The organism is Mesorhizobium sp. M0701 (assembly GCF_040320365.1).
Taxonomy (GTDB): domain Bacteria; phylum Pseudomonadota; class Alphaproteobacteria; order Rhizobiales; family Rhizobiaceae; genus Mesorhizobium.
Window position 1 is genome coordinate 1 of record NZ_JAMYPO010000012.1, and the last position, 19,181, is coordinate 19,181.

Sequence of the window (19,181 nt, forward strand, 5' to 3'; positions counted from 1 at the left end):
CCGTCAAACGGTCAGCAATTCCACCGATCCGACCCTCGCCGCTGAGGGAGGGCGGCTACCCTCTCTCAGCGTTCCTTTCTGACCCATTCGGCAGCGAAAGTCATAAGACAAGCAATTCCAGAAGTTCCGGATCGCTTTGGCACTCCGAACGCACGATCGACTCGCCCGACAAGGCAGCCAATTTAGAGCGGCCTCGGTTCAACGCAGCTTTGACGCCGCCCACGGTCGAGCCGACGAGATCGGCAATCTCTTCCAGCGAATAGTCGAAGACATCCTTGAGCAGGACGCAGGCGCGCTCCTTGGGCGGCAGGTGGGTCACCAGCCGCTCGATGGCGCGATCCGCGCCCTGGCCCGCCGGCTCGACCGGCAGGACGATCTCGTCGTCGGCGAAATTGGCCTCCGCATGCCGACGCACCTGCCGGCTTCGCAGGAAATCGATGCAGCGATTATGCGCAATGCGAAACAGCCAGGGGCGAAGAGCACTCGCATCGTCCAGCTTCTCGATCTTCCGATAGGCCTCGAACAGCGCCTCTTGCATCACGTCTTCGGCGTCGAGCGTTGAACCGGTCATGCGTGCACAGTAGCGGTGCAGCCGTCCACGCAAATGCGCGACTGTCTCCAGAAAACCGGCGTAGCGGACGTCGAAAAGCCCGGTCGGGTCAAGTCCTGGCTGCATCTTCATGGCATACGGATCATAGCGGGACATAGGTCAGCGTAATGACCCCGTTCTTGAAACGGTGCGTATCTATAAGCTCCAGCTTGACCAGGGACGGGTCGACATCCTGGAAAGCGCGTTTGCCAGGGCCGACGCGGGTCGGCACGATCGAGAGCTGATACTCGTCGACAAGCCTGTTGGCGAGCAGCGTCTGGTCGAGATTGCTCACTCCATACTTCAATATGTTGCCGCCGGCCTGCTGCTTGATCCTGGTGATTTCGGCAGCGACGTCGCCTTCGATCAGCGATGCGTTCCAGCTCACTGCCTTGAGCCTGCGCGACGCGACGAGCTTCTTCAGCCCGTTCATGCGGTCCATGTACTTGCTGCCTTTGACCTGCGGCCAACGCGCCGAAAACATTTCGTAGGTGACGCGGCCGAGCAGGAAAAAATCCGCCTCGCCGGCCTTTTCATAGGAGTGTTCCTTCATCTCCTCGTCGAAGAACGGTGACGCCCATTCCATTGGTGCTTCGATGACGCCGTCCAGCGAAATGAAGCTGCCCACGATCAATTTTCTCATCGCGTGTCTCCGGTTGCGCAACAGGCATCCCGTCGGATCCAAGAACCGGCGCAAACGAACCGGCCGGACGGATGACCACAGGATGCAGTGCCTGAGACGTTTCCGGTTCGACTTTGGATACGCGTGAGAATCGTTTGAGCTAATAAAGCGGCTTGGCCATGTGCCGGGGGGTCGGCCATTCCGTCGTTATCCCCGGCTGCACCGGCCGCTCGAGATAGGTCGACAGGACCACATAGCTTCGGGTCGAGGTGACGCCGGGTGTTTCGTAGAGGCGCGACAGCAGGCCCTCGAGCGCCCGCGTGTCCTCGGTGCGGACCTTGATCAGCATGCATGTGTCGCCGGCCACCGAATGGATCTCCTCGACTTCGGGGTGTTCGGAGATTGCCATCAGCTCCGGCGTCTTTCCCCACCCCCTTGTGTCGATATGGACGAAGGCAAGCAGCGGCTTGTGCACCGCCTTGGGATCGATGATGACCGCGGTGTTGCGGATGGCGCCGCTGCGCCGGAGGCGCTTGACGCGTTCATGGGCTGCCGGCGGTGAAAGGCCGACACGGTCGCCGAGCTCGGCATAGCTGATCGTGGCGTCGTCGACCAGAACGCCTAATATTTTTCGGTCGGTTGCATCGATATCGCGGGCGGCGGGCCTGTTCTGCGGAATGCCATCTGTTTCTTCATCCATATTAAAATTCCCGATTGATGCAGAATTTAATACGGCCATTATTGCCATATGTCGAACACTGATCAAGTCGCCACATTCGCAGCGGCCCCCAAGCCGCCAATCCCGGCACTCGCTTACCTGCTGACGGGGTGCATTGCCGTGATCGGCTCGAACTCGCTGGTGCTCAGTCCGATCGCGCCGGCGGTGGCCGCGTCCTTCGGCACAATCGTGCCGGCGGTTATGATCGCGTCGGCCGCGTTCGGGCTCGGGACGTCGGCAAGCGCCTTGTTCCTGGCGCGCTATATCGATCGGTTTGGCGCCCGCCGCATGCTGCAAGGGGCGTTGCTGCTGCTGGCGATAGCGCTCGTCGCCAGCGCCGCTGCGCCGACCGTGACGGCGCTGGTCGCGGCCCAGCTTCTCGCCGGCATCGCTGCAGGTGTCGCCATGCCGGCAATCTATGCCAGCTCCGCCGCGATTGCGCCGCCCGGTCGTGAAAGCGGCACCATAGGCGTCGTGCTGACCGGCTGGACGCTGAGCATGGTCGCCGGCGTTTCGCTGTCGGCCGTACTTGCCGATCTGGTACATTGGCGCGCCGTTTTCGCGGCGGTCGCGGTGCTCGCAGCAGTCGCATTGGCCAGCCTGTCTCTGACGTCGCTCAGCGATGTCAGGAGGAGCGGCCCGGCGCCGACGCCACTGGGCGCCTTGAGCGTTCCGGGCATCGTGCCGCTTCTGGTTGCCTGCGCCGCCTTCATGACCGCGTTCTACGGTGTCTATGGCTATCTTGGCGATCACCTTCACAACGGCTTGGGACGGCCGGTCAGTGCCAATGGGCTTGCCGCGCTCGCCTATGGCGCCGGCTTTGGCACGGCGGCACTTCTTGACGGCGTTATCGACCGCTTAGGCGCGCGGCGTGTCATGCCATTTGCCTATCTGCTTGTCGCGGTCGTCTATGTAGTGATTGCCGCGGCAAGCAGTAGTTTTCATCTGACCGTAGCGGTGATAGCCGTCTGGGGCCTTGCCAATCATTTCGGGCTGAACGTCCTGGTGATGCGCCTGTCGGCGCTCGACCCTGCGCGTCGCGGCACGATCATGGGTTTGAACAGCGCGGTGACCTATCTTGCGGTGTTCGTCGGCACCACGGCGTTCGGACCGCTCTATTCCACGTTCGGTTTTGCAGCATCGGCGGTGATTGCAGCTTTGCTCGTGCTAATCGCTGCTGCGGCAGCGGCGTGGCGTTCGCCGAAGCTATAGCGCAGCAAGGCTTGCGTCTCGGTCCCGTCCTTCGATAGATGCTTGGCGGATGAACAATACAACGCTTGAGACAACCGCCGATCCCTCGCCGCACGAGTTGGCTTTTCTTGGAGAGCGGCTTACGGCGTTCAACGACGGTGATGTCGGTGCCTCCGGCAGGAAGACACTGGCCGTGTTCGTGCGCGATGAGCACGGCGCTATTGTCGCCGGCATCTCGGGATACACCGCCTGGGGCTGGCTCTATGTGCAATGGCTCTGGGTCGATGAAAAACTGCGCGGTCACCGCATGGCCGGCAGGATGCTCGAGGCGGCCGAGAGGGAGGCGATCGCGCGCGACTGTCACGGCGCCTGGATCGACACGTTCAATCCCAGGGCCGCCAAGGCCTATGAACGCCAGGGCTATCTGCCCTTCGGCGTGCTTGCCGATTTCCCCATTGGCCGCAGCCGCATCTTCCTGCAGAAGAAATTGTTGGCTTAGTTAGCTGGCAAGGCGTCCGCCGCGCATCGGCTGGGGCACGCCGGTCGTACTGGGGAAGCTGATCGGCAAGCCTCTGAGCACGCGCACTGCCAGGAATGCAAAACACTCCGCCTCCACCGCATCGCCCTTCCAGCCAAGCGCCTCGGCCGGAACCGCTTCGACGCCAGCGCGGCTGGCAAGCATGGCCATGATCGTTGGGTTGTGTCGACCGCCACCGCTGACCACCAGCCGCTTCGGCCGGCGCGGCAGAAGATCGAGCGCCTTGCCGACGGCGGCCGCGGTGAAGGCCGTCAGCAGGGCTGCGCCATCCTCGGCGTTCATTCCGTCCGCCATCGAGGCGCCGAAATCGAAACGGTCCAGCGATTTCGGGTAGGGTTTGGTCAAATACGGATGCTGCAGGAGCTTGGCCAGCCGTGCCTCGTCGACCGTGCCGGCGCGGGCAAGGGCGCCGTCGCGGTCCATTTCGCCGAGCCCCTTCGATTTGATGAAATCGTTCAGCGGTGCGTTGGCGGGCCCGGTGTCGAAGGCAACAACATTGTCCGTGCCGTCCCACCAGGTGATGTTGGCGACGCCGCCGAGATTGAGCACCGCCGTGTCGCCGGTGGCGTCGGCTTCGCGCAGCAGCGCGGCGTGATAGGCGGCCGACAGCGGCGCGCCCTGGCCGCCGGCGCGCATGTCGGCCGAGCGGAAGTCATAGGCGACCCTGGCGCCAAGGATGGCATGCATCAGCTCGCCGTCGCCAAGCTGGCGGGTCTGGCCCAGTCGGCCCACTTGCGGGGCACGGTGCAGCACGGTCTGGCCGTGGAAGCCGACGACCCCTATATCGGCCATCGTCAGCCCGTGGCTTTCGACCAGATCCTTGACCGCCGCGGACTGGGCGCGCGTCAGCGCTTCCTCTGCCTCGTGGAAGATTGCCGGTTCCGGCCCTGTGAAATTCCAGCTCCTTGCCTGCCGCAGCGTCTCTTCCAGCAAGGTCCGGATCGACTGCGGGTAGGGGGCCAGCGTGTAGATGCCGAAGTCGTCAATCCGTTCGCCGTCGGTCTTGATCAGCGCGACATCGATATTGCCGTCCAGCACGGTGCCGGTCATCAGGCCGACGGCCCACATGGGTTCGCCATTTTTCGGATTCATGGTTGTCAGGCTCCGTTGACGAGATCGCCGACCGCTTGGCGAAGCGCTGCGATCCCGCTGTTGAAATGACGTGTCGGATGGATCCGGTTGGTGAGCAAGCTCCAGGCTCTGCCTTTGTCGAAGTCGACCCAAAGCCCGGTGCCGGTAAAGCCGGTATGCCCGATGGTTTCGGGGCTGCATAACCGGCCGCCGGACCAGCCTTCGTAGGGTCGCTCCCAGCCATGGGTGCGGGTTGCCGACAAGGGCGTGCGCATTAGCGCGATCGAACGCTGCGACGCGCCGGTCCCGTCCAGCAGCCCTTGCGCAAAGTCGAGGACCGAAGCCGCCGTTCCGAACAGGCCGGCGTGACCGGCACCTTGCAAGGCCGAGCAATTGTCGTCGTGGACTTCGCCGCAGAGCACGCGATGGCGCCATGTGCAGTCTTCGGTCGCCGCCGCTTGATCCGGTTCGGCGGAGAACGCGAAGCCCGGACGGGGATCTATGTCGCGAATGGTCTTGCCAGACAGGCGCTCCAGGACGAAGCCGAGCAGGATGAAGTTGATATCGGAATAGACCGGCTCGCCAGCCTGCCATTCGCGCTGCAGGATGAAGGCGCGCAGCAGCTCGGGGTCACGCCCATAGGTGTAGATTGGCGCGACGGCGGGAAACGGTGTCTGATGGCCGAGACACTGGCGAAACGTTACGTTCCGTTCCCAGGCCTTTTCGTCATATTGGCGAAGGTCGGACAGGACGGAAATCAGCGGCGCGTCGAGGTCGATGACGCCTTCTTCCGCCAGTGCCAGGATACGCGACGTGGTGAAGATGACTTTGGTCAGGGATGCCAGGTCGAACCATGTCCCGACATGCATCGGCCGTATCTTGGGCACGACTTGGGCTGAGCCGATTGCCCGGACGATGCGTTCGCCGTCCCCGTCAACTATGCCGAGCACGCCGCCCGGAATGCGCGATGCGGCCACGGCCGCTTCGAGCGGGGCGAATGCGCGGGAGAAGAAATCATGGTCGATCAACTACGCCTCCGTTTGGAAGGCAGCGATGGGGCTGTCCCTCCGGCCTTTCATATCCTTGGGCGACAATCATCACGCTTCCACCCGTGCTCTATGATCCGGCCCGAATTGCTGCCAATTAGCCGGGCCCGGCTCAAACCCCAGCGGACGCACGAGCGAGGGGACCTGGCGCGTGTCCAGCTCGAAACGTTCATGCCGCCGGTCTATAGTAGGAACGGCCGCGATAAGCTGTTTGGTATAGGAGTGCTTCGGCTCCGAGAGCACCGATCTGGCATCGCCGATCTCGACAATCTGGCCGGCATAGATGACCGCGATGCGATGGGCGATCCGCTCGACGACAGCCATGTCATGCGAGATGAACAGATAGGCCAGCCCGAATTCACGCTGCAGCTCGATCAAAAGCTTCAACACCCTGGCCTGCACCGACACATCGAGCGCCGAAACCGCTTCGTCGAGGACGACAACCGAAGGATTGAGCATCAGCGCGCGAGCGATGCACAGGCGTTGCCGCTGGCCGCCGGAGAATTCGTGCGGATAGCGCTGCAGGCTGTTTTCCGGAAGGCCGACGCGTTTCAGCAGCGCAGCCATTTTCGCCCGCGTTTCAGCAGTTATCCGTCCGCCGGTAGCGATCACCGGCTCCGCGAGGAGGTTTTCGACGGTGAGTCTGGGATTAAGCGAGCCATAGGGATTCTGGAACACCATCTGCACGGGAAGGGCGCTCTGCCCGGCGGCGGCCTTGCGCACGCTGGCCGAGATTGTGCCGCGCGTCGAGCGCACCAGCCCCAGAATCGCGCGGGCGGTGGTGGACTTTCCGGAACCGCTCTCGCCGACGACCGCCAATGTCTCGCCCGGCATTAGCTCGAAATCCACACCGTCCACCGCGTGCACGGCACCACTGGCGCGGCTGAAAAACCCACCCTTGACCGGAAATCGCACTACGAGGCCATCGACCTTCAGCGCCGGCTCGGCAGCTTTTTGCGTTTCGCGTTTCGCGTCCCTGCGTGTCGCGCTGCCGCCGGCGAAATGCGGAACCGCATGTAGTAGATGCCGCGTATAGGGATGCTGCGGATCGTCCAATATCGGGTTCAATGCGCCCTGCTCGACAGCTTCTCCGCCTTGCATCACCATCACCTTGTCGGCGATGCCTGCAACCAGACCGATGTCGTGGGTGATGAAGATCATCGACATCCCGGTTTCCTGCTTCAACTCGGCGAGCAGCGCCATGATCTGCGCCTGCACCGTAACATCCAGCGCCGTCGTTGGCTCGTCGGCAATGAGCAGGCGCGGGTTGCACGCAATCGCCATGGCGATCATCACCCGCTGCAGCATGCCGCCCGACAGCTGGTTGGGCGTGTATTTCAGCCGCCTCGCTGCGTCGGGAATACGGACGCGGTCGAGCGCGTCCTTGGCTGCCGCCGTTGCTTGTCGTCCGGTCAGGCCGCGATGCAGGCGAAACGATTCCTCGATCTGCCAGCCAATGGTCAGCACCGGATTGAGCGAGGTCATCGGCTCCTGGAAGATCATGCCGATTTCGCCCCCGCGGATCTTCGTCAATTGCGGCTCGGCTGCGGCTGTCAGGTCGAAGGTGCTGCCGTCGGCCCGCCTCAGCTTGATCGACCCGCCGGTGATGCGGCCGCCGCCATAATCGACAAGGCGATTGATCGACAGCGCCGTAACCGATTTGCCCGAGCCGCTTTCGCCGACGATGGCCAGCGTTTCGCCGTCGGCGAGATCGAAGCTGACGCCGCGCACGACCTCATTGGCTTGCGGGTTGCGGCCGAAGCCGACGCGCAATCCGCTGACGGACAGCAGCGGGATCATGCGATCGATCTCCGCATCTTCGGGTCGAGGACATCGCGCAACGCATCGCCGAGCAGGTTGAAACCGAGGATGCCGATCATGATCGCCACGCCCGGGAAGATCATCAGCCAGGGAGCTGTCTCCATCAGATTGCGGCTGTCGCTCAGCATCAGGCCGAGCGACGCGGCGGGCGGCTGCGTGCCGAGCCCGAGGAAGCTTAAGCCGGCTTCGGTCAGCAGTGCCCAGGCCAGCGCCAGCGTCAGCTGAACCGTCAGCGGCGCCACCAGATTGAGCAGCAGATGCCGTGTTACGATATAGCCCGCACTGCTGCCGAACGTGCGGGCCGCGTCGACGAACTCGCGCGCCTTGAGCGACAGAGCCGGACCTCGCACGACGCGCGTGAAGATCGGTGTGTAGACGATGGCGATGGCAATGACGCTGGTCGAGGTTCCCGGTCCCGCAACCGCGACGATCAACAGCGCCAGCAGGATCGCCGGGAACGCCAGCACAACGTCCATGATGCGCATCACCAGGCCGTCCCAGCGGCGCCCGAACCAGGCTGCCGCCAGCCCGAGCACGGTGCCGGCCAGTGTCGCGACGGCGACCGAAAAGAAGGCCACGATGAAGGACTGGCCGATCCCGGTCATCAGCCGACTTGCGACATCGCGGCCGAACAGGTCCGTGCCCATCCAGTAGGTGCCGTCAGGCGCATGCAGTCGCTCGACCCGGTGCTGCGTCAGCGGATTGTGCGGCGTCAGCCCCAGCATGCCAAGCACGGCAAGCAGCAGATAAAGCGCAACGATCGCACCGCCGATGCGGCCGCTGGGATGCGCAAATATAGCCCGCAATGTCGCCATCAGTGCTCGCTTAGCCGGATACGCGGGTCGAGCGCGACATAGGCAAGGTCGACGAGGAGATTGACGATCATGAAGTTGAAGGCGATGAACAGCACGCTCCCCTGCACCAGCGCGTAGTCGCGCTGCAGGATGGCATCCAGCACCATGCGGCCGAGACCGGGCAGCGCATAAATCTGCTCGACGATGACAGCTCCGCCCAGGAGGTAGCCGAACTCTATGCCGCTCAGCGTCACGACCGGGATGAGCGCGTTGGGCAAGGCATGCCGCCAGATGACGCCGCGCGCCGAAACGCCCTTGCTGCGCGCCGTCCTGACATAGTCGTCGCTGAGCACATCGAGCATCGCCGAACGCGATATGCGGGTCACCGAAGCCGCGAAGGCAAATCCAAGCGTGACCGCAGGCAGCAACAGCTGGCCGAGATTGCGCAGCGGATCCTGCCACAGCGGCGAAAACTCGCCCATCGCCGGCAAAACGCCAAACCCCGCCGACAGTGTGTAGATGATCAGCAGGGCAAGGACGAAGTTCGGCGTCGACTGCCCGATCATTGCGACAACGCGCACGCCGAGGTCGGACAGCTTTTCGTTATGGGTGGCGGCAAAGATCCCCGCCGGCATACCGACAAGCAGGGCGATGACCATCGACAGCAGGGCGAGTTCCAACGTTAGCGGGAAACGCTCGAGGATGACGTCGAGCACCGGCCTGCCATAGGTGGACGAAATGCCGAGATTACCTTGGAAAAGACCAAGCAGCCAGCGCCAGTATTGGATGAACCAGGGCTGGTCGATGCCGAAATAAGCTGCAAGCGCATCGCGCTGCTGCGGCGTCAGCAGGCCGGCTTCGGTCCCCAGCATTGCCGTGATCGAATCGCCCGGAACCATCCGGATCGCCAGGAACACCACGATGGACACGCCAAGCAGGACGAGAGGGAAGGTCGCCAGTCGCCGCATCAGATAGTTCACGCGAAGAATATCCTCTCGTCCGGCATCAAAGCAGCTACTGGATCGTCACCTTGGCGAGGCTGAACAGCGAGCCTGTCGGCACCGGTTCGAATCCTGCGATATTCTTCTGCTGTGCCGTGTAGCTGTAGGACGTGTAGAGCCAGATCCAGGGCGACATCTCAGTGATGTGCTTCTCGAAGTCGGCGAAGATCGCTTTGCGCGCTGCCGGGTCGGTCTCGGTGCGGCCCTTCTGCATAAGACTGTCCAGCGTGTCGTCGATATAGTTCGCCACCTTCTGCAGATTGCCCGTCTTGGTCCAGTAGCGGTTGTACATAGTGTAGGGATCGGCCCTGCCGCCGTTCAGCGCGACGGCCATGTCGAAATCGCCCTTCAGCCAGGCGTCGACATAGACGTTGAGCTCCATCATCTTGATGTCGAGCTTGACGCCGATTTCTGCGAGTTGCGACTGGATGACCTGGGCTTCCGCCGCTGCCGTCGGCGGCTCGCCGGTGGCGCCGATCACGGTCGCCGAAAAGCCGTCGGCATAGCCGGCTTCGGCCATCAACTGCTTGGCCTTCTCAATGTCGCGCTTATAGCAGAACAACTGCTTCGGATCGGTCGCCAGTGCCGGGATGGTCAGCGGGCCGGTGACCTTGCCTTCGCCGAGCGAGGCGGTGTCCAGCACTTCCTGCCGGTCGATGGCGCAGGAAATCGCCTGACGCACCTTGAGTTCGGTCATCGGCTTGCGGGAGGGATTGAGCTGCAGCACGTGATAGGCAAGCACCGGCACACGGTTCAACTGCAGGCTGGCTTCCTTGGGCACCAGCGTGGCGACAAGCGGATCGTTGAGCAGGGCAAAATCGATCTGCTTGGTGCGCATCGCCGCCAGGATCGCCGTCTCGTCCGGCAGCACGCTGATTTCGATGCCGTCGACGCCGGTCGCGCCGTCTGCCCAGTCCTTGTTGGCGACAAGCACTTCCTTGGAATTCGGATCCCATTTTTCGAGCTTGAACGGACCCGAGCCGATCGCTGTCGTGCCGATCGAGCCGGCCGCGATTTCGCTTGCCGGGACGATCGCGGCATTGACGTCGCTCATCGCCGTCAGGATCGGCACGTCCGGCTGCGAGAGGTGGAACACGACGGTGGCGGGATCGGGCGTGTCGATGCTGGCGATCGAGAGAAAGTTGGCGCGCGCCGCAGCACCCGTCTTCTCGTCGAGTATGCGCTCGAACGATGCCTTGACGTCGGCCGAGGTCACGGCGGCGCCGTTCTGGAATTTTGCTTTCGGATTGAGCTTGAAGCTCAGCTCCTTGCCGTCCGGCGAGAACTGCCATGAATCGGCAATCGCGGGCGTGATTTGCAGGTTTGCGTCGAGCCGCACCAGCGGTTCGTAGATCAGCTCCAGCAGCCGCAGTGAGGAGAATGCCGTCTGCTTGTGCGGATCAAGACCGGTGGCGTCCTGCGACCACGCCATATGCAGCGTCGCCGCACTCGCCTGCACCGGTAGCGCGGCGATGCCAACCATTGCCGCGAGCGTCATGCCGGAAAGCAGTTTCTTGCCAATGTGCCGTACCATTGTCGTCTCCCATTATTGTTAAACCAGATGCCTTGCAGTTCCCCGGACCGCTTCAAAGGGACACACGCCCCGGAACATCGGCCCAGTATCCATGCGGTCTTACACCGTCTTTTCGCCTATCGCCTTGCGCAGGAAACCTCCCGCGTTGGCAAGCGCCTTACGTGCTTCTTCGACACCCATGCCGGTGATCGTCACCAGGATTGCCAGTTTTACATCATTGCCGGTCTGGTCGAGTGCCTGTCGTGCCTGCTGTGCCGCGCAGCCGGTCGTCTGCATCACGATCCTAACCGCCCTTGCGACAAGCTTCTTGTTGCTTGGATTGAGGTCAACCATCAGGTTCTGATAGCTCTTGCCGATGCGGATCATGCTGGCGGTAGACAGCATATTGAGCACCAGCTTTTGCGCGGTTCCCGATTTCAGCCGGGTCGAGCCGGTGAGGACCTCCGGGCCAACCACCGGAGAGATGCCAATATCGGCAATGCCGGCAATGGTCGATCGAGGATTGCAGGACAACGCCACGGTGGTGGCTCCCACTTCCTTGGCGTAGGTCAGGCCACCGATCACATAAGGTGTGCGTCCGCTGACAGCGATGCCGACCACCACGTCGCCAGCGGTCAGCTTGATGTCCTGCAGCGCCTTTATTCCCTGTTTCGGATCGTCCTCGGCGCCTTCCGCAGAGTGCATCAGCGCGTCGACGCCGCCGGCGATCAGGCCCACCACCATGTCCTCGGGTACGCCGAAGGTCGGCGGACATTCCGAGGCGTCGAGGACGCCGAGCCGGCCGCTGGTGCCAGCCCCCATATAGACAAGGCGTGCACCGTTCTGGAACGCGCTCACGATCCGGTCCACGGCCGCAGCAATATCGGGGATGACCTTCTCGACGGCTGCCGCAACGCCTTTGTCCTCGTCATTGATCTTGCGCAGCACCTCGAGGGTCGGCAACAGATCGATGTCCATGGTTTTCGGGTTCCGGTCCTCGGAAACCAGCCGCTCCAGCTCCGACATCAACCCTTGTTCGACCACTTCGCTTACTTTCAAGTGCGACTGCGAGCAGGACTGTGATGCCCGCGGCAAGCGGCGTCCAGTGCCTGCACCTGGCCGTCGGCTCCGTACCGGCCTGCGCCGGTTCTGTTTCGTTAACTTTTTAGAATTCGATATTCCCTCTGTCAACGGAAAGTAGGAATATTATATTCCTTGCCGAGCAAGGCATCACTGGCGGCAGACGGATTTTCTGGCCAGGATTATGGCTCCCGAAACCGCATCGCCGTCGGCCGGCTTCAGCCGTCGGCGGACGTCGGGAGCGAGCCATGGCTCAAGCGGGCTGGACAACCCTCCGAGCAGCGTAACCCGCGGCGCGCCTTTTTCGAACAGCACCCGCACGAAGGTGTCGATCTGCTCGGCAGCGCCTTGCACGATCCGCCGACCGGCCGGATCGCCCTGGTCGGCATGGCGGATCACCATCGGCGCTAGGGCGGCATAGTCCGTCGCACTGGCGCGGTCCATCCAGGCCACCGCCTCGAACGGATCGTCCTTGAAGCGCTGCATCACCTCGGCCAGCAGCGCCGTCCGCTCATGCCGGCCGTCATGGGCTCGCAAGGCGAACTGCACTGCCTTCAGTCCGAGATCGGCGCCGCTGCCCTCGTCGGAAATCGGAAAACCGTAGCCGCCGACGCGCAGGTCGCGCCCTTCGACAAAGCCGAGCCCGATCGAACCGGTCCCGGCTATGACGATGGCGCCGTCCTGGCCGGAATGCGCGCCAAGGCAAGCCGCGACGCCGTCGCTGACGAAGTCGATGCTCGCAAAGGGTTGTTCGATGGCATGAAACGCCTCGAGCGCACCCTTACGGCCGATGCCGGCAACACCGATACCCGCGCGGATCCTGGCGATTTCCGCCGCCGCGAACCCTGCCTCTTCGATCGCCGTGCCAAAGGCTTTGACAATCGAGGCCCAGGCCACCTCTATACCGAGTCGCGTTGTCGCCGGGCCCGACAGGCCTTGCCCGAGCACGGTTCCTGCCTCGTCTTCGATACGCGCCCGGCAGCCGGTTCCGCCGCCATCGACGCCCAGGAAATAATGCGGAGACGCCCCACCGGCACTCATTGCCTTATTCGTTCGATCTGGGCGCCGCACAGCCGGAGCTTGCGGTCCAACTGCTCGTACCCGCGGTCGAGATGATAGACGCGATTGATCGTCGTCTCGCCCTCCGACACCAACGCTGCCAGCACCAGCGAGACGGAGGCGCGCAGGTCGGTCGCCATCACTTGCGCGCCCTTCAGCTTCTCGCCTCCGCGCACCAGCGCCATCGTGCCTTGCAGCTTGATATTGGCGCCGAGCCGCATCAGTTCAGGCACATGCATGAAGCGGTTCTCGAAGATCGTCTCGCGCAACAGCGAAGCGCCCTCGGCACAGCACATCAACGCCATGAACTGCGCCTGGAGATCGGTCGGAAAGCCCGGATAGGGCTCCGTCGTCACGTCCACCGCCTTGAGCGGCCCGTCTCTCGATACGATCAGCCCGCGGTCGCCCGGCCATATTTTCACACCGGCTGCTTCGAGCAGCTGGACGACGGATGCCATGTGCTCGAGCCGCGCGTGGGTCAGCTCGAGCTGACCGCCGGTGATGGCCGCTGCGACGGCATAGGTGCCGGCCTCTATCCGGTCCGGGATGATGTCGTGCGTGGCGGCGCGCCAGTCTGTGCCGCCCCCGATCAGGATGCGGTGCGTGCCGGCGCCCTCGATCCGCGCGCCCATGTCGTTCAGGCAGGCGGCAAGATCGGCCACCTCCGGCTCGCGGGCCGCGTTGAGGATCTCGGTCTCGCCGTTTGCCGTCGTCGCCGCCATCATCGCCGTTTCGGTCGCGCCGACCGACGGCGAGCTCAAAACGATGCGCGCGCCTTTCAGTCCGCCCGGCGCAGACGCGACGATCAGTCCGTTTTCGATCGCGATATCGGCGCCAAGTGCGGCAAGTGCGGCGACATGCATGTCGACCGGCCGTGCGCCGATCGCGCAGCCGCCAGGCAGCGAGACCCGGGCATGGCCGAAGCGGGCAAGCAGTGGACCGAGAACCAGCACCGTCGCGCGCATGCGCCTGACGGTATCGTAGCTTGTCTCCCTGGAAGCGGCAGCACTGGTATCGATTGTGGCGGCATGCGCCGATCTGGTGACTTCGGCCCCATGAAGGCCGACGACGCCAAGCATGTTGTCGACATCCGTCACCTCAGGCAGGTTGGTCAGCTGCAGCGGATAGGGGCTGAGCAACGCCGCCGCTATTTGCGGCAAGGCCGCGTTCTTGGCGCCGGAGATCGTCACCGCGCCCTCAAGCCTGTGCCCGCCGACGATCCGCAATTTGTCCATGGCTCTGACCTAATCCCGAGCTGTCGGCGAGTCTACGATCTTTCATGTCCGAATCGTCGACATGCCCGAAGGCTGGGCCGCAACCGCACCAGTCGAGATTTGATGGTTCATTCTTGGCTGTCAATCAGAGACGGAATAATTTATTCCTTGGCTTGGCATTGTCGATGACAGGCAATGGAGGAACGCATGTCCGTCCTGAAGAAGATCGAGGCCAAGCTCGAAGTCATGGCGCCCGGCGACCGCGAGATCGGTCGGTATATCGTCGATAATCCCGACCAGATGCTCCGCCTGTCGACGGCGGCGCTTGCCGCCGAGATCGGCCGCAGCCAGTCGAGCGTCGTCAAGTTCAGCCAGAAGCTCGGCTATTCCAGCTATCAGGAGCTTAAGCTCGCCGTCAGTGAGGCCAAGTCGCAGGAATGGCACGTGCCGGCCGGCATGATCCACGGTTCGATCGAGGTCGGCGACAGCTATCTGGTCATCCTGCGCAAGCTGATCGGCAGCAAGCTTTTGTCGATGCAGCAGACCGTCGCGGCCAACACCGAGCAGGAAATCGGCAAGGCCCTCGAAGCGTTGAACGGTGCGCGCCGCATTCATTTGGCCGGCGTCGGCGCATCCTCGCTGGTGGCGCGCGATTTTTCCTACAAGCTGATGAAGCTCGGCCGCAACGTGCTGCACGACAGCGACAGCCATGTGCAAATGGCCAATGTCTCGACGCTTGGACGAGGTGACGTGCTGTTCGCGCTCTCCTATTCCGGGGCGAGCATCGAAACCCTGCGGATAGCTGAACTTGCCCGCAAACGTGGCACCACCGTGATCTCCGTCACCGGACTTCGCGACAATCCGCTGAGCCGGGTTGCCGACATTCGCCTCCACACGATCGCCGATGAAGAGCGCGCGCGCTCTTCATCGATAACTGCGCGTGATGCACAACTGACGCTGACGGACCTGCTGTTCATCCTGCTCGTGCAGAAGCAGCCTGACGCCAACGAATACGTCCACAACAGCGAATTGGCCGTCTCGGTGCTGAAGGCTTAGCGCTCTTCGCCGTCTCGCGTTAAGGCCTCAGTTCCTCCCTGGCGCTGCACGCCGACAAGAGCAACTTTCGTCCTCCTGAAATGGCTTTCTTCAATGTGCTCACCCGCTTTCTTCGTCCGGCTGGCAGAGAGTCGCGGGAGCGCCGATTGGTCAAATGCCGCCGGTCGAAACAAATGTTGACAATGTCATCTGTTGTTGCGAAAGCGTTCAGCCTCGAATTTGACGGCCGGGTGAGACAATGGACGACCTTGGAGCACAGGAACAAGCGGTTCTCGATCTCATTGCGGCGAACCCATTCGCCGGCCAGCAGGACATAGCAACGATGCTCGGCATCGCCCGCTCGACGGTCGCGGCCCACATCGTGCAACTCGTCAACAAGGGATACATTCTCGGCCGTGGTTACGTCTTGCCGACGTCCAAGCGCATGGTCTGCGTCGGCGGCGCGGTGCTCGACCGCAAATACCACGCCAAGAAGGATCTGATTTTCGAGACGTCGAACCCGGTCGACGGCTATCGCAGCTTCGGCGGGGTTGCCCGCAACGTCGCCGAAAACCTTGCCCGCCTCGGCGTCGACATAAGCTTCGTCTCGATCGTCGGAGACGATGAAACCGGCCGCTCACTGGTGCGGCATCTGCGCGACCTCGGCGCCGATGTCAGCCAGGTCATCACCACAACGGAACGGCCGACGGCGGAATACGCGGCCATCCTCGACCGCAACAACGACCTCGTGCTCGGCATTGCCGACATGGAGATCTTCGATCTGTTTTCGTCGTCCTATCTCGACCGCTTCTGGCCGCATCTGGCTTCGGCGACATGGGTGTTCATTGACTGCAATCTGCCGGCCGCGACCCTCGCAGCACTGATGTCGCGCAAGCAGGGTACGCGCTTCAAGCTCGCAGTCGACACGGTATCGGCGCCGAAATCAGCGCGCCTGCCGAAGGACCTGACCGGCATCGATCTTCTGTTCGCCAATCATGACGAGGCCAATACGATGCTCGGCATGACGGATGCCGACAGGCGGCTGACGCCGGAGGAAGCAGCGGCAGCGCTGCGCGCGGCCGGCGCCGGCGAGGTGATCGTGACCGTGGGCGCGCATGGATTTGCCGTTGCGACCGAGAGCGGTGTGACGACCATGCACTCCGTCCCGGCGCAGCCCGTCGATATCACCGGCGCCGGTGACGCGATGATCGCCGGCACACTGTACAAGGTGCTTTCGGGTGAGCCGGTCGCTCATGCCGTGCGCACCGGCGCGCTGCTTGCCACACTGACCACCGAGAGCGAATCCAGCGTCCATCCCGATCTGTCGCCGCGCTTCCTTGCCGCCGGCACGTACCGCATTCCTGCCTGAAAGCGAGATGATATGAAACCTTTCCTTGTCCACCTGAACGATGAAGTCGCTGCTGCGCTTGATGAAGGCCGCGCGGTGGTGGCATTGGAATCAACGATTATCACCCACGGCATGCCATATCCGGCCAATCTGGAAACTGCCCGTGGTGTCGAGACCGTAGTGCGTGAAAACGGCGCCGTGCCCGCCACGATCGCAGTGGTCGCCGGCAAGATCAAGGTTGGCCTCGACGACCGTGAACTGGAAGAGCTGGCAGCGGCAAAGGGCGTGGTCAAGGCTTCCGGGCGCGATCTCGCCGCCATCATGGTGCGCGGCGGCTCGGCCGGAACCACCGTCTCGGCGACGATGCGGATCGCCGCTTTAGCCGGGATCGGCATTTTTGCGACCGGCGGCGTCGGCGGCGTGCATCGCGGCGCCGAAGCCACTTTCGATATCTCCGCCGACCTGACCGAACTCGGCCAAACCGGCACGACCGTCGTCTGCGCCGGAGTTAAGTCGATCCTCGATATTGCGAAGACGCTGGAATATCTGGAAACTCAGCGCGTGCCGGTGATCGCCTATGGGAGCGATGATTTTCCGGCTTTCTACACCCGCTCCAGCGGGCTCAAGGCCGATCATCGCCTCGACACGCCCGACGAGATCGCGCGAGCCATGCTGCTGCATGACGAGATGGAATCCGGCACCGGCATTCTCGTCGCCAACCCTATCCCCGAAGCGGACGCGCTCGATCCGGCGTTCATCGACGGCACGATCGCAGCGGCCGTGGCTGAGGCCGAGAAGCGCGGCATCGGGCGCAAAGAACTAACGCCGTTTCTGCTCGCACGCATCAATGAGCTTTCGCAAGGCCGCAGCCTGAAGGCCAACATCGCGCTGGTCCGCAACAACGCCGCGCTTGCTGCCCGCATTGCAGTGGCGCATGCGGAATTGAAGAGCGCGACCAGATAGAGACAGCATCCGGCCAGCGCTACCGGCCTTCGATTTCAGCCCGGCGCCAGGTCGAAGATGCGCCCGGCATTGAGGATGTTGTTCGGGTCGAAGGCTGCTTTCAGGCGGCGCATGGCCGCGATCTCGGCGTCGCTGCGCACAAGGTGCAGCCATTCCTTCTTGTCGAGGCCGATGCCATGTTCGGCCGAAACGCCACCGCCGGCGGTGGCAACACCGCGGTACACGATGCCGTATGCGGCCGCCGGATTCGCGGTGCGGACCTGATAATGCAGATTGCCATCGCCGAGATGGCCGAAGACGTAGATGTCGGCGCTAGGGTCGACGGCCCTGATGGCGGCTTCTGTTTCGCCCAGGAAAGTCGCCATTCTCGCCAGCGGGATGCTGATATCGACACCGATCAGGCCTGCCATCGAAAACAGGAAACGGTTGGCCTCCTCCCGCACCGCCCAGAGCGCCCGGAATTCGCGCGGCGATTGCGAGACGACCACGTCGTCGATCACGCCATCTTCAACCGCCTGCATCAGCACCGCGGCAAAACGTTCGCCGTCGCGGTCGGGCTCGCTGCCCTGTATCTCGGCAAGCACATAGACGGGCGAGCCGGCGGGCAGCGGCGCCGGCGCCTCCATGCCGGCGATCATGGCGCCATAGAGCGGTGCGAAATTCACCTCATAGGCCGATAGCAAGGGCCCGAGCTTCCGCCTGAGCAGCGCAAGCAACGTGATCGCCGCGTCCAGCGAAGCAAGCGCGCAGAAGGCATTGATCTCGGTGGCCGGCTTCGGATGCAGCCGCAGGCATGCGCGCGTGACCACGCCGAGCGTGCCTTCGCTGCCGATGAACAATTGGCTGAGGTCGTAGCCGGCGTTGTCCTTCGCCAAACCCTTGAGCGAGGTCAGGATACTGCCGTCGGCAAGCACCGCTTCCAGGCCAAGCACTTGAGCCCGGTACATACCGTAGCGCAGTACGCGGATGCCGCCGGCATTGGTGGCGACATTGCCACCGACGGTGGCCGTGCCGCGCGCTCCGATGTCGACGCCGAACAGCAGGCCGGCCGCATCGGCGGCTTCCTGCACCGCTTGCAGCGGCGCGCCGGCCTCGGCGATGATGGTCGCCGCCTCGCGGTCGAGAGCTTCAACGGAAGTCATGCGCTCCAGCGACAGCACAGCTTCGCCGGGTTGGATGCGAGCGCCGCCGGCAAGCCCGGTCCGGCCCCCCTGGACCACAAGCCTCTGCCCCGCCTCATTGCACAGGCGCAGTATGTCCGACACCTCGCCGGCAGTGCGCGGTCGCAGCACGACCTCCGGCCGCGCACCGGTTTTGCCGTCGGGGTCTTCCCTGTAACGCGGCCCGGCCTCATCTGCCGAGACGATCGCGGACCGATCCAGCCGACCCTCAAGTCGCGACAGAAGCTCGGCGGTTCGCGAGGAGAGGGCGCTCACGGATGCTATTGGCGCGCAGATATCGATGCAACGCACGCGAAGACCGGCGAGGATTGCAGGAGCGGCTTGACGCGAATTTCGCTGGAAAGAAAACATGCGGAAAACCCGCCAAAAATGCAGTCGGTTGCTGTCGCCATGCACC

The 19,181-nt window shown here is 63.3% G+C and carries 18 protein-coding genes; 5 read left to right on the top strand and 13 right to left on the bottom strand.

Annotated elements, in window-relative coordinates; genetic code table 11:
- Positions 1–100 precede the first annotated feature (100 nt).
- The 3 genes from NKI24_RS14165 to NKI24_RS14175 all read right to left on the bottom strand — a co-directional run bounded on the left by NKI24_RS14165 (position 101) and on the right by NKI24_RS14175 (position 1,911).
- Positions 101–682: an RNA polymerase sigma factor gene (locus NKI24_RS14165; protein ID WP_352743550.1), complete on the bottom strand. Its 582-nt coding sequence runs from the start codon at positions 680–682 to the stop codon at positions 101–103.
- 10 nt (positions 683–692) lie between these two features.
- A complete protein-coding gene (locus tag NKI24_RS14170) occupies positions 693–1,232 on the bottom strand; it encodes a dihydrofolate reductase family protein (protein WP_352743548.1) in 540 nt (179 codons plus the stop codon).
- A 139-nt stretch (positions 1,233–1,371) separates the two neighbouring features.
- The gene (locus NKI24_RS14175; protein WP_352746027.1) at positions 1,372–1,911 is read right to left on the bottom strand and encodes an Lrp/AsnC family transcriptional regulator; all 540 of its coding nucleotides are present in this window, start codon (positions 1,909–1,911) and stop codon (positions 1,372–1,374) included.
- Positions 1,912–1,959: 48 nt separating this feature from the next.
- Between NKI24_RS14175 and NKI24_RS14180 the strand changes: the two genes are divergently transcribed.
- The gene (locus NKI24_RS14180; RefSeq protein WP_352743545.1) at positions 1,960–3,141 is read left to right on the top strand and encodes an MFS transporter; all 1,182 of its coding nucleotides are present in this window, start codon (positions 1,960–1,962) and stop codon (positions 3,139–3,141) included.
- A 49-nt stretch (positions 3,142–3,190) separates the two neighbouring features.
- Complete coding sequence (locus tag NKI24_RS14185) at positions 3,191–3,619, top strand: GNAT family N-acetyltransferase (RefSeq protein ID WP_352743543.1); 429 nt, start codon at positions 3,191–3,193, stop codon at positions 3,617–3,619.
- Here NKI24_RS14185 and NKI24_RS14190 read toward each other — a convergent pair whose 3' ends face one another.
- From NKI24_RS14190 to murA, 9 genes are all read right to left on the bottom strand, one after another.
- Entirely contained in the window at positions 3,620–4,750 is a 1,131-nt protein-coding gene (locus tag NKI24_RS14190) for an anhydro-N-acetylmuramic acid kinase (protein ID WP_352746030.1), read from the bottom strand. It lies immediately after the preceding gene.
- Positions 4,751–4,755: 5 nt separating this feature from the next.
- Positions 4,756–5,757 carry a serine hydrolase domain-containing protein gene (locus NKI24_RS14195; RefSeq protein WP_352746032.1) on the bottom strand — a complete coding sequence of 334 codons (1,002 nt, stop codon included), beginning with the start codon at positions 5,755–5,757 and terminating at the stop codon, positions 4,756–4,758.
- A 69-nt stretch (positions 5,758–5,826) separates the two neighbouring features.
- Positions 5,827–7,575 (bottom strand): ABC transporter ATP-binding protein, encoded by a 1,749-nt coding sequence (locus tag NKI24_RS14200; protein ID WP_352746035.1) that lies wholly within the window; start codon positions 7,573–7,575, stop codon positions 5,827–5,829.
- Positions 7,572–8,411, bottom strand: coding sequence for an ABC transporter permease (locus tag NKI24_RS14205; RefSeq protein ID WP_352746037.1), 840 nt, complete (start codon positions 8,409–8,411; stop codon positions 7,572–7,574). Before NKI24_RS14205 ends, NKI24_RS14200 begins: the two co-directional genes overlap by 4 nt.
- The gene (locus tag NKI24_RS14210) at positions 8,411–9,370 is read right to left on the bottom strand and encodes an ABC transporter permease (protein ID WP_352452397.1); all 960 of its coding nucleotides are present in this window, start codon (positions 9,368–9,370) and stop codon (positions 8,411–8,413) included. Before NKI24_RS14210 ends, NKI24_RS14205 begins: the two co-directional genes overlap by 1 nt.
- 34 nt (positions 9,371–9,404) lie before the next feature.
- The gene (locus NKI24_RS14215; protein WP_352746042.1) at positions 9,405–10,925 is read right to left on the bottom strand and encodes an ABC transporter substrate-binding protein; all 1,521 of its coding nucleotides are present in this window, start codon (positions 10,923–10,925) and stop codon (positions 9,405–9,407) included.
- A gap of 99 nt (positions 10,926–11,024) precedes the next feature.
- The gene (murQ, locus tag NKI24_RS14220; RefSeq protein ID WP_352569444.1) at positions 11,025–11,948 is read right to left on the bottom strand and encodes an N-acetylmuramic acid 6-phosphate etherase; all 924 of its coding nucleotides are present in this window, start codon (positions 11,946–11,948) and stop codon (positions 11,025–11,027) included.
- Between the two features lie 186 nt (positions 11,949–12,134).
- The gene (locus tag NKI24_RS14225; protein WP_352746045.1) at positions 12,135–13,025 is read right to left on the bottom strand and encodes a glucosamine kinase nucleotide-binding domain-containing protein; all 891 of its coding nucleotides are present in this window, start codon (positions 13,023–13,025) and stop codon (positions 12,135–12,137) included.
- Positions 13,022–14,278, bottom strand: a complete 1,257-nt coding sequence (gene murA, locus NKI24_RS14230; protein ID WP_352746048.1) for a UDP-N-acetylglucosamine 1-carboxyvinyltransferase — start codon at positions 14,276–14,278, stop codon at positions 13,022–13,024. The genes NKI24_RS14225 and murA overlap by 4 nt, the downstream gene beginning before the upstream one ends.
- A gap of 186 nt (positions 14,279–14,464) precedes the next feature.
- Here murA and NKI24_RS14235 point away from each other — a divergent pair, with 186 nt between their 5' ends.
- The 3 genes from NKI24_RS14235 (at position 14,465) to NKI24_RS14245 (ending at position 17,603) form a co-directional block, all read left to right on the top strand.
- Positions 14,465–15,313, top strand: coding sequence for a MurR/RpiR family transcriptional regulator (locus NKI24_RS14235; RefSeq protein WP_352746051.1), 849 nt, complete (start codon positions 14,465–14,467; stop codon positions 15,311–15,313).
- A 238-nt stretch (positions 15,314–15,551) separates the two neighbouring features.
- Entirely contained in the window at positions 15,552–16,661 is a 1,110-nt protein-coding gene (locus NKI24_RS14240; protein WP_352746053.1) for a carbohydrate kinase, read from the top strand.
- Between the two features lie 12 nt (positions 16,662–16,673).
- A complete protein-coding gene (locus tag NKI24_RS14245) occupies positions 16,674–17,603 on the top strand; it encodes a pseudouridine-5'-phosphate glycosidase (protein WP_023676041.1) in 930 nt (309 codons plus the stop codon).
- Positions 17,604–17,638: 35 nt separating this feature from the next.
- On the opposite strand, the gene NKI24_RS14250 is transcribed toward NKI24_RS14245, so the two are convergent.
- Complete coding sequence (locus NKI24_RS14250) at positions 17,639–19,039, bottom strand: FAD-binding oxidoreductase (protein ID WP_502901457.1); 1,401 nt, start codon at positions 19,037–19,039, stop codon at positions 17,639–17,641.
- Between the last annotated feature and the right edge of the window lie 142 nt (positions 19,040–19,181).

Excerpts from the sequence above, each read along its gene's own strand:
- murA (WP_352746048.1), bottom strand. The coding sequence starts at position 14,278 with ATGGACAAATTGCGGATCGTCGGCGGGCACAGGCTTGAGGGCGCGGTG.
- NKI24_RS14225 (WP_352746045.1), bottom strand. The coding sequence starts at position 13,025 with ATGAGTGCCGGTGGGGCGTCTCCGCATTATTTCCTGGGCGTCGATGGC.
- NKI24_RS14185 (WP_352743543.1), top strand. The coding sequence starts at position 3,191 with ATGAACAATACAACGCTTGAGACAACCGCCGATCCCTCGCCGCACGAG.
- NKI24_RS14205 (WP_352746037.1), bottom strand. The coding sequence starts at position 8,411 with ATGGCGACATTGCGGGCTATATTTGCGCATCCCAGCGGCCGCATCGGC.
- NKI24_RS14200 (WP_352746035.1), bottom strand. The coding sequence starts at position 7,575 with ATGATCCCGCTGCTGTCCGTCAGCGGATTGCGCGTCGGCTTCGGCCGC.
- NKI24_RS14170 (WP_352743548.1), bottom strand. The coding sequence starts at position 1,232 with ATGAGAAAATTGATCGTGGGCAGCTTCATTTCGCTGGACGGCGTCATC.
- NKI24_RS14215 (WP_352746042.1), bottom strand. The coding sequence starts at position 10,925 with ATGGTACGGCACATTGGCAAGAAACTGCTTTCCGGCATGACGCTCGCG.
- NKI24_RS14245 (WP_023676041.1), top strand. The coding sequence starts at position 16,674 with ATGAAACCTTTCCTTGTCCACCTGAACGATGAAGTCGCTGCTGCGCTT.
- NKI24_RS14190 (WP_352746030.1), bottom strand. The coding sequence starts at position 4,750 with ATGAATCCGAAAAATGGCGAACCCATGTGGGCCGTCGGCCTGATGACC.
- NKI24_RS14165 (WP_352743550.1), bottom strand. The coding sequence starts at position 682 with ATGAAGATGCAGCCAGGACTTGACCCGACCGGGCTTTTCGACGTCCGC.
- NKI24_RS14240 (WP_352746053.1), top strand. The coding sequence starts at position 15,552 with ATGGACGACCTTGGAGCACAGGAACAAGCGGTTCTCGATCTCATTGCG.
- NKI24_RS14235 (WP_352746051.1), top strand. The coding sequence starts at position 14,465 with ATGTCCGTCCTGAAGAAGATCGAGGCCAAGCTCGAAGTCATGGCGCCC.
- NKI24_RS14175 (WP_352746027.1), bottom strand. The coding sequence starts at position 1,911 with ATGGATGAAGAAACAGATGGCATTCCGCAGAACAGGCCCGCCGCCCGC.
- NKI24_RS14180 (WP_352743545.1), top strand. The coding sequence starts at position 1,960 with ATGTCGAACACTGATCAAGTCGCCACATTCGCAGCGGCCCCCAAGCCG.